General features: G+C 67.6%; 10 protein-coding genes. 7 read left to right on the forward strand and 3 right to left on the reverse strand.

Annotated features, from left to right (window positions below):
• Nucleotides 1-387 precede the first annotated feature (387 nt).
• The 3 genes from ACIBVN_RS60250 (at nt 388) to ACIBVN_RS60260 (ending at nt 2,978) form a co-directional block, all read left to right on the forward strand.
• Complete coding sequence (locus tag ACIBVN_RS60250) at nt 388-513, forward strand: hypothetical protein (protein ID WP_397151837.1); 126 nt, start codon at nt 388-390, stop codon at nt 511-513.
• Nucleotides 514-570: 57 nt separating this feature from the next.
• On the forward strand, nt 571-2,088 hold the full coding sequence (locus ACIBVN_RS60255; protein WP_397151838.1) for a hypothetical protein: 1,518 nt from the start codon (nt 571-573) through the stop codon (nt 2,086-2,088).
• Between the two features lie 551 nt (nt 2,089-2,639).
• On the forward strand, nt 2,640-2,978 hold the full coding sequence (locus tag ACIBVN_RS60260) for a hypothetical protein (protein WP_397151840.1): 339 nt from the start codon (nt 2,640-2,642) through the stop codon (nt 2,976-2,978).
• Nucleotides 2,979-3,010: 32 nt separating this feature from the next.
• Here ACIBVN_RS60260 and ACIBVN_RS60265 read toward each other — a convergent pair whose 3' ends face one another.
• On the reverse strand, nt 3,011-3,715 hold the full coding sequence (locus ACIBVN_RS60265) for a hypothetical protein (RefSeq protein WP_397151842.1): 705 nt from the start codon (nt 3,713-3,715) through the stop codon (nt 3,011-3,013).
• A gap of 215 nt (nt 3,716-3,930) precedes the next feature.
• Here ACIBVN_RS60265 and ACIBVN_RS60270 point away from each other — a divergent pair, with 215 nt between their 5' ends.
• The 3 genes from ACIBVN_RS60270 (at nt 3,931) to ACIBVN_RS60280 (ending at nt 7,091) form a co-directional block, all read left to right on the forward strand.
• Nucleotides 3,931-5,151 carry an SMI1/KNR4 family protein gene (locus tag ACIBVN_RS60270; RefSeq protein ID WP_397151843.1) on the forward strand — a complete coding sequence of 407 codons (1,221 nt, stop codon included), beginning with the start codon at nt 3,931-3,933 and terminating at the stop codon, nt 5,149-5,151.
• A 704-nt stretch (nt 5,152-5,855) separates the two neighbouring features.
• Entirely contained in the window at nt 5,856-6,395 is a 540-nt protein-coding gene (locus ACIBVN_RS60275; RefSeq protein ID WP_397151845.1) for a hypothetical protein, read from the forward strand.
• 273 nt (nt 6,396-6,668) lie between these two features.
• Nucleotides 6,669-7,091, forward strand: coding sequence for an NUDIX domain-containing protein (locus ACIBVN_RS60280; RefSeq protein ID WP_397151847.1), 423 nt, complete (start codon nt 6,669-6,671; stop codon nt 7,089-7,091).
• Nucleotides 7,092-7,112: 21 nt separating this feature from the next.
• Here the strand turns inward: ACIBVN_RS60280 and istB are convergent, their stop codons facing one another.
• Nucleotides 7,113-7,883: an IS21-like element helper ATPase IstB gene (gene istB, locus ACIBVN_RS60285; RefSeq protein WP_397151848.1), complete on the reverse strand. Its 771-nt coding sequence runs from the start codon at nt 7,881-7,883 to the stop codon at nt 7,113-7,115.
• Nucleotides 7,880-8,383: a Mu transposase domain-containing protein gene (locus tag ACIBVN_RS60290; RefSeq protein WP_397151850.1), complete on the reverse strand. Its 504-nt coding sequence runs from the start codon at nt 8,381-8,383 to the stop codon at nt 7,880-7,882. The genes istB and ACIBVN_RS60290 overlap by 4 nt, the downstream gene beginning before the upstream one ends.
• Nucleotides 8,384-8,428: 45 nt before the next feature.
• Here ACIBVN_RS60290 and ACIBVN_RS60295 point away from each other — a divergent pair, with 45 nt between their 5' ends.
• Entirely contained in the window at nt 8,429-8,614 is a 186-nt protein-coding gene (locus ACIBVN_RS60295; protein WP_397151852.1) for a hypothetical protein, read from the forward strand.
• Nucleotides 8,615-8,644: the final 30 nt, after the last annotated feature.

An 8,644-nucleotide genomic window follows, 5' to 3' on the forward strand; every position in this document is an offset into this window, starting at 1 on the left:
ACGCGCATCGGTCCCCCTCTCCAGAGCAACTCCGGCCCGGGAATAGGGCCATGGGAGTCAAACCATGATACGGCGTGGTCATGACACTCTCACGCTGAGTAACATTTCCTGCCAGGAAGAAGCAAAGCGCGCAAAGGTCGCAATCCCATACATTTCCGCCAACGGCTTCATGGGATTTATCCGGACATGTACTGCACGGGATATCCGCTTGGCACTGATTTAGTGGCGGCGGAAAGCGGACACCCCTGGGCGATTTTCCTCGTCGTGCAGCAATGCGGTCATCAGCCTGATCACAGCTTCAACCGGCCTGCCGCGCGGAAGCACGTTCGCGCTGGTCGCCGACCTCGCCGGCTGGGCGCCGAGGCGGCGATCTTGGCCGCATGTAGCATGCTGCCGGTAGAGGTGATGGGGACCGCCCAGGCCGGCGCGGACGCGGCGGGCGAGATCGACTGGCTGGTGTCGGTCGGCTCCACCGTCGTACGCGCCCACCAGCATGCCATCGGAGCCATCTGATCACGAGTTGAGCACTTCACCGGCGAAGCCCGCATCCATCGCGTTGAAATCGGACCCATGCGCCCTCTGGACGTGTGGACAGACGCCGAACTCGCTACGCCCGTTGCCCCGCCTGAGCCGTCGGGCTGGCGGCCCTTGTGGTGGGGCTTGCCAACTGGGTGGGATGCGCCGATCTACTCGGCCGATCTGAAGGGCTGGGTATCCCACGAGGCTCACCGCCGTTACGGCAAGCTGTGGCCGGCCGTACCGGCCGAGTTGGCCACCGCGGAGCATCTGGCCGGGTGCGGGCTGCGGCCGCGCAACGCACTGCAGCCCAACGGGTTCCTCATCGGTCCTGCGTACGTGAACGGACATCCGGCTTCCGTGCCCCGTTCTGTGCAGAACGCCCTCATCGACGACCACCATCTCCTCGTGGCCGCATCTTTGGGTATCCCCGGCAAGTTTCCGTGCATCGTTGACCGTTACCCGGTACGTGCCCTGTATCGACGCAAACAGGCGCTGCCTCACGACCTGCCGCCCACGGCAGCCGAACGTGCCGAGGATCGCTGGGATGCGGCCGCGTGGGCGGCGAGCGTGCTGGCCGATCCCGACACCGCCATCCTGGAGGTCGGCACCTGGGGAGAGATCGACGACCCCATCGATTCTCCGCAGGAGCGCGCCATGCTGTGCGACCTGGCAATCTACAGCAGCACAGGCGAGGCCTTGCTGAAGACACTGGTCAACCCACTTCCCGGCGAAGTTCTTGCGACCGCAGACCTAGCACGACACCACATCACGCCCAAACAGGTGCGAGCCGCCCCGACCTTCCGTGAAATTCATGCCACAGTGGCCGCGATGCTGCAGGGACGCCAGGTCGTGTGCCTGGACCGGGCCCGCACCTACGGCGTCCTGTTCTGCGAGCTGGAATTACACGCCGGCGACGGCAGCACCTGCGACTTTAACGGCGAGCTGCTGCCCGGACACAACGTCATGCTCCACAGGTGGAGTCATACCCGGTTCGCCTGCCTGCGCCTGGCCCGCTCACGATTCACTGGCCAGTGGGACAACCGATGCCAGCCCCAGCTCGCCGGCCCGGTGACCGCATCGGCTCGGGCGTTCGAGCGGGCACAAGCGGCGCTGGAGACGCTGGCGGCGATGGCTGCGGCGGCCCCGAGCCAGTACCGGCAGTGGTGCCTGCAGGCCGAAGCCGCCGAGCGCACCAGCCACGTTCAAAGGCGGACGTTGACCGTCCGCGAGCAGCGAGCCAGGCAGGCCAGAACTCGCAAGGCTGTCCTGAGGCGCAGCGGCGGCTGGTGTGAGAATCCCACCTGCACCGATACCGGATACCGACAAGATGTCACCGATGCCGGCGAGCCGCTGCTAGAGGTCCACCACACCGACGGGGACCCCACTGCCGCATTCGCCCGCGGAGCCCGCGACCACCCTTCCACCATGCTGGCCCTGTGCCGCAACTGCCATGGCCTGGTCACCCACGGCCGCAACCGCGCCACGCTTAACCTGGTCTTCGCCGCAGCGGCGAAGGAAGCACATCAGCGCCTCTTGGCGCATGAAGCGCGCTCGGGAGCGTCGGGTTGAGCTCAACGACAATCGAGGGGTCCCGGTCAGGCCCATGGGAGTGCGGGCTGGGGAGCCGATAGGCGATACGGGATCGTGCTGTCCCGACGGCCTTGAACGAGGAAGTGGAGCGGCTGGCAGCGACGTCGGCCTCGTGGACGGCTGATCGTCGCCAATGGGTACTGCCAAGGCCATGCCCCCGCCACGGCGCGCGATTCTGGATACCGGGGACCGGCCAAGACCGCAGCATCCTCACAGCGGTCGACGCCTGCGGTGTCTGTTTCAGCACCTGCGCGATGATCTGCGCGCTCGGGTCGCGCGCTTTATGTCGGCGTGGGCTCCATGTGTCTGCTGTGCGTTTGCTTGCGTCGCCAGCCGGGGGCGCTATCGGCAGAGCGGGATGGCGTCCCTTTACCGGCGACAGTTACTCCATGGCGGCGACAAGCGCGCCGCGAAGTGCATTGAGTTACTTGGGAGGCTTATCAGCACTGAGAAGTCAGTGCTCGGGGAGCACTGACGGGCGCGTTGCGGCCTGTCGCACGCCTCATCGGTTACGACGCCCTCCTCGAGGGGTGGGTCTTGGCCTACTGATCACGTGGGAGCGGATCATCACGGTGCACATGGAGGTGTACGGCGGGGCCGGGTCAGTGAAGGGCTGGGACTCTTACGGCGACGGCAAGGCAGTCGGCTACCGGGTTGTTCGGCGGGTCGCTGCTCGACGCCCACAGCAAGTTCGACTGGCCGATCGAGCGGATCGCGTCCGGCACGACCAGGGCGGTCAGAACTTCATGGAGCAGGACATGGTGGGCATCGTGGCGACGAAGGTGATCGCCCCGCTGACGCTGCTGCGAGTGCCGTACCTGGGCACCGTGGCCGCCAGCGGGCCCGCCTGGCGGTGGATCTGCGAGTAGGACATCGCGGTCTTCGAGCTCGGCGCGCCGCCCTAGGGTTTCACGATCTCGTGCATGGGGTGCAGGCCGGCGTCGCGCGGGACGCGGTCGCCGAGTGGTCGGCTCAGCTCGACCGTGTACGGCGTGGCCGGGTTGCCCAGGCAGGTGTGGAAGTCGCCGGGGGCGCGTTCGACGCCGATGACCAGGTGTACGTCCCGGTCCGTCTCCTCCAGGGCGACAACCCGGATACGCCCCTCGGCCGGCTGTCCGCTGGCGCAGGCCTGTTCGGTCACGAGCAGGTGGAGGCTGTTGCCGGTGGCCGGTTTCGCCGGGTCGAGGGCAATCTCGGCGACGCCTAGGTCGCCCAGGTCTCGTTGCAGGTTGCAGCCGCCGGAGCTGCGCATGTGCCAGCTCGGGCGGCCGTCCGCGGCCGGCGGGCCGAAGCGCTCGACCGCCAGGAAGTCGTGGGTGACGGTCGCCCTGCCGCGCTCCTCCGTCTCGTCGAACTTCTTGATGAGGGCGACGCGCTCGCCGGTCTCCTCGACGATGCGCCACTTGTCCAGGTCTTTGATCGGGCGGACCTCGTGCCCCTTGAGGGCGGCCCGCCCGTCGGGGCCGAGTTGGGTCGCCGGGCGGCCGGTGCTCGTCACGTCCAGCGGGATCGGCCGGTCATGGCAGGTGTAGGTGGGCTCGGCGGCGTCGGCCGGGGGCGTTCCGCAGCCGGCGATTAGGAGCAGGAGCGCGACGATTCGCTTCATGTCCTGGACGACGTGGTCATGGGCTGCCCGGTTCACGGGACAGCCAGAAGCCGCGGCGTGTGTGGTGCCGATCGCACTGCACGGTGCTGGCGCAGGAGGCGGCAGTGCCGAGGCCGGCTGGCGAGGCGATGTGGTCGGCCGGAGGCCGTGGAATGAGGCTTCCCTGCTGCCGCCATCGATCTCGTCGATGATCGATACCGGATACCCTGCCGGGCGTGCGGCGATTAATGACTGCCCGGACGGCGTGGCTCGCGCTCGCGGCGGCCCTCGTGGTGGTGGCGGCGGTGTTGAGGATGAGGCGTTCCCGGCGTCTCACCGCCACGCTGCCGAGCCCGGCGCCGCATCAGCACGAGCCGGCACCTGCCATCTCCGCCGGCGCTCCCGTTTCCGAACAGCCTGCTGCCGTACCGGTCCTCGGCACTCCCACAGCAAGCGACCTGAAGCGCTTCGCCGCCAAGCCTTCCATCCTGGACCGCCCCCCGGCCAGGGCCCGGGCGCCGCGGGAGCCGTTGAGCGAAGCGGCCCGCCGTCGCCTGACCCGCTGGGGCGTGGCCGGATGCGCGCTCGTCCTGCTGGCCTCCTGCACCCAGGTGCTCGAGTCCGTGGTCTTCTCCAAGTCCCCGGCGACGCAGAACGCCGGTGAGGCCGTCACGCAGCCGGGCTTGATCACGGACGAGGTGTGCGCCCCCACACCCGCGGACAGCCAGGCCACCTGCCTGTTTCCCTATGTCCACAGCGACGACCCGCCCGCTGCCCAGGAGCCGATCGCGCCGCCTCCCGTGGACACCGTCGACGAAGACTGCCTGCCCAAGCAGGCCACCCCGCGCGTACGCAAGATCGACGCGAAGGTGACCCGGGCCGTCAACCGGCAATGGCAGCGGATCGAGTCATGGCTGAAGACGCACGCACCCCACAGCCACCGCACGCTCGGCAAGCCGGGAAAAGCGGCCGACATCGCGGCGGCCGAGGCCGAGATGGGCCTGCGCTTCCCCGACGACCTGCGCGCGTCGCTGCTGCGGCACGACGGCTCCCGCTACCTCGACGACACGTCGGCCTTCGGGTTCCTGGGCAACTCGAACGCGAGCGTCGCGGAGATCCTCGACGACTGGCGGGGCTTGTGCGAGATCGACGGAGAGAACGAGGGCGACGGGGGCGACGAGAACGCGCGCACGCAATGGTGGGACGGGCGCATGCTGGCCGTCGGCGCCGACGGCATGGGCGACCATCTCGTGGTCGATTCGGTGCAGCGTGACGTCGGCACGACCGACCACGAGGGCAGCATGAGCTTCAGGCCCGGCGGAGTCCGCATCCGGTCGTTCCACGCCCTGCTGAAGGCCACCGCCGACGCCATGGAGAAAGGCACGTCCATCGGCTACTGGAAACCCAGGGCGGTCGCCGGCGAAGTGCAGTGGGACGTCCTCGATCTCGGCCCCTGAACCTCCAGAGGCAGCAGCGCCAGACTGCGGCAGATCGACCAGGCCACCACCACGGCGGGCCTGCCGTTCGCGGCGGGCCCGCTCGGGAATGATGGCCGTGCGCCGTACCACCCCATTCCTCAACCACGGCCTTCGTGTTGGCCCTGCGCTTCAGCTCCAAGCACGCCCTCACCAAGCTCTCCTACCGGGATTCGTGGTCTTCCTGTAGGTGGATGCGGGTTGCGGTGTGCTCGCCGGCGATTTGGCGCAGGTGTGCAGTCGGCCTCAATGCTCCCGTCGCACATGAATCGGGGCCCAGGCCGCCCCGCACTGGCGTCGGGGCCCAGGCCGCCCCGCACTGGCGTCGGGGCGGCCGGATCAACACGAAAGAAAGCCCAGCCGCACGCTGGACCGTCGCACGAACGGGCCCTACCCCCGCGACGGACGCCAACACCCCGCCAGACATCAACGACACTCCATTGCCGGCAAGGCCGCCTCACTGCGACGTGCCGGCGACAATCGTCCGGCCAGTGGCAGGAGTCGGCAGGCCGCGGAGCAGCTCCACCGACGCCACTGGGCCGCCATCCATGCGGGTGGCGCCACCAGCCCGCCCACGACAGGCGCCAAACGGGCGACCTCGCGTAATCAGCTGTCGCGTGTTCACGCGCTCCAAGGCTGTCAAAGTCATGCGCGATTTATCGGCATTATCCGTAAGATCGCGCTCCATGCCGGACGCTTTCACCGTTCTCTGGACACACGACACCTGCCGGGCCCTCCGCAAGCACGGTCGCGTGGGCGAGCGGCCGCTCGTCGCGTTCAGCGGCGCTCACCAGTCGCTGCCGGCCTGGACGGGCGCACAGCCTGGTGACGAGGTGTATGCGCTGCACGTCAACCGCTACGTCGTCCATGTGGTCAGCCGCCTGCGCATCGTGGACTTCGATCGCGGCGAGTGCTGTGGGCCCGTCCCAGTGCACTGGGAGGACTCGGCCTGCCCCGGTCACGCGGACTGGGCGATGCTCGGCGCCTATGGCTGCGGGGCCGAGCCGATCCATGTCGACGCGACTCCCGTCCGGTTCGACGTACCGGTTCCCAGCGATCTTCTGTCCCGGCTCACCTGGCGGAACGCGCGAGGCAAGACACGAACCCTCAAATACGTCACCGAGGACGGACGTCTTGAGCGCTCGATCAGCCTGCAGGGGTTCTACCGGCTGACCACGGAATCAGCCTCCGAGCTTGACGGGCTGGTGTCCAGGGCACTCGTCTGAAGGTCGCCACCCCTATACGGCAGAACAGGCCACCGATTGAGGTGGTGGTTGGTCAGGACTCTGCGAGTGCTGCGTAGGCGGTGGATCTGCCGACCCTGAGCGTGCGGGCGGCTTCGGTGACAGAGACTCCTGTCTGCGTACCTCTTTGAGTGCTCCATCTAGTACGGAGAAATGTGCACCAGCTCAAGAGCCGTTGTGGACGGGCAGTAGTCCCTGTGCGGGTTGGCAACGTATGGGCGCCCCGAGCCTCCGGGAACGGGCTAGGGTTCAGCCATGGCCAGCATGGAACAGCGGGACAATGACGGGGTACGCGAGAAGGTGGCCTGGGTCCTGGTTCGCGACCATCAGGTGCTGGTGACGCGCTCCCACGGCCGTGAGGTGTTCTATTTTCCGGGCGGGATGCGCGAGCCCGGCGAGTCAGACAGTCAGACCCTCGTCAGGGAAATCGACGAGGAACTTCAGACGGTGATTGACGCGAAAACCATGGTGCATTTCGGCACCTTCGAGGATCCGGCTGGCCATCCGGGGCACGGTTCCTTCCGGATGATCTGCTACACCGCCGACCACCAGGGCCCGCTGACTCCGTCTATGGAAATCGCCGAGAAGGCCTGGTTTGGATACGCCGACCGGCACCGGGTCTCGTATGTGGATTCCCTCGTCCTCCAAGCCCTGCACGACGGTGGCCTCCTGCGTTGAGGCCGGAAGGCAGGACAACCTTCAAGCGACCTCAGTAGCTTGTTCGATGTTCCTGAGCCGGTTCTTGAGCCGGTAGCTGGGGCCGTTGATGGAGATCACATCGCAGTGGTGGAGAAGCCGGTCGAGGATGGCGGTGGCCAGCACCTCGTCGGCGAAGACCTGGCCCCACTCACCGAAGCTCTTGTTCGAGGTCAGGATGATCGAGCCCTTCTCATAGCGCTTGGAGATCACCTGGAAGACCAGGTTGGCCTCGCCGCGTTCGAGGATCTCGTAGCCGACTTCGTCGATCACCAGGACGCTCGGCCGTAGGTAGGTGCCGAGTTTGCTGCTCAGGCGCCCGGCGGAGTCGGCGGCTTTGAGGTTGCTGACCATGTCGTCGAGGCTGGTGAAGTAGACCGAGTAGCCGGCCCGGCAGGCCGCGACCGCCAGGGCGACAGCGATGTGGGTTTTCCCGACCCCGGGCGGACCGAGCAGGGCCGCGTTGGCCTTGGCCTCGACGAAGGCGAGGGTGGCCAGGTCCTTGATCTTGCGGGGATCCAGGTCGGGCTGGAAGGAGAAGTCGTAGTCGTCCAGGGTCTTGTGATGCGGCAGTTTTGAGGTGCGCAGGCCGGTGCGGAACCGGCGGTCGTCGCGGACGGCGAGTTCCTCGGACAGAACCAGGTCGAGGAAGTCCAGATAGCCCATCTTGGATTCGTCGGCCCGCTGTGCGTAGTGGGTCAAGGCCTCGGCCAGGTGGGGAAGGCCGAGCTTGGCGGCAGTGGTGCGGATGCGGGTGGCGACGAGCTCGGTCAACGGGCTTCCTTCGGGGTGTTGTCGGTGTTGAACGGGCGGGTGCCGGTCAGTTCGTCATAGACCGACAAGGGACGGCGGCCGACCTCGACATGAGCGGCTGCGGTCCGGCTGAGCAGGCCCAGCAACGATCCGGGAGCCGGCTCCGCGTTGTGGCTCTTGCCCCGGCCTTGGCGAGCAGGAAGGTCGTGGCCTGCGGTGACGCGCCGGCCGGCCCCGGTGGGCAGACCGTCCCAGTGCCGCTCTTCCACGATCCGGCAGCCGCGGCCTACTGCCCGCTGGTGGGTTGCCAGCAGCGTCTGGCCGGTGTGGTCGGGTGTGGTGGCGTGCAGCATGATCTGCGCCTTGGTCGCCCTGACCTCGACCAGCTGGCGCGGCTGGACCCGGTGAGCTGGCACCGAATACAGGTTCGCTTCGAAGGCGACCAGGCAGTCTTTGCCGACGTAGCGGAGATGCCGCTGGGCCACAACATACGGGGCAGGCGGCAGCGGCCGCAGGGCCATGTGGTTACGGACCGCCCGCAGCCCGATAACCTCGCCGTGGGTTCCATGAACCTTGGAGCGCCGCAGCGGAACCCAGGCGGCGAAGGCGGCGTCGAGCTCCTCGATCGAGGAGAATGCGCGCCCGGCCAGGACATGGTCTCGGACGATGGCGACCTGGCGCTCAACCCGGCCCTTGGATTACGCCGTCGATTACACCCGATGGCGACGATCAGTACCGACGCGTTCGGGTGACCCACCCGTTTCATCCGCTGTCCGGGCGCG

It is taken from the genome of Nonomuraea sp. NPDC049400 (assembly GCF_044466425.1).
Classification (GTDB): Bacteria; Actinomycetota; Actinomycetes; order Streptosporangiales; family Streptosporangiaceae; genus Nonomuraea.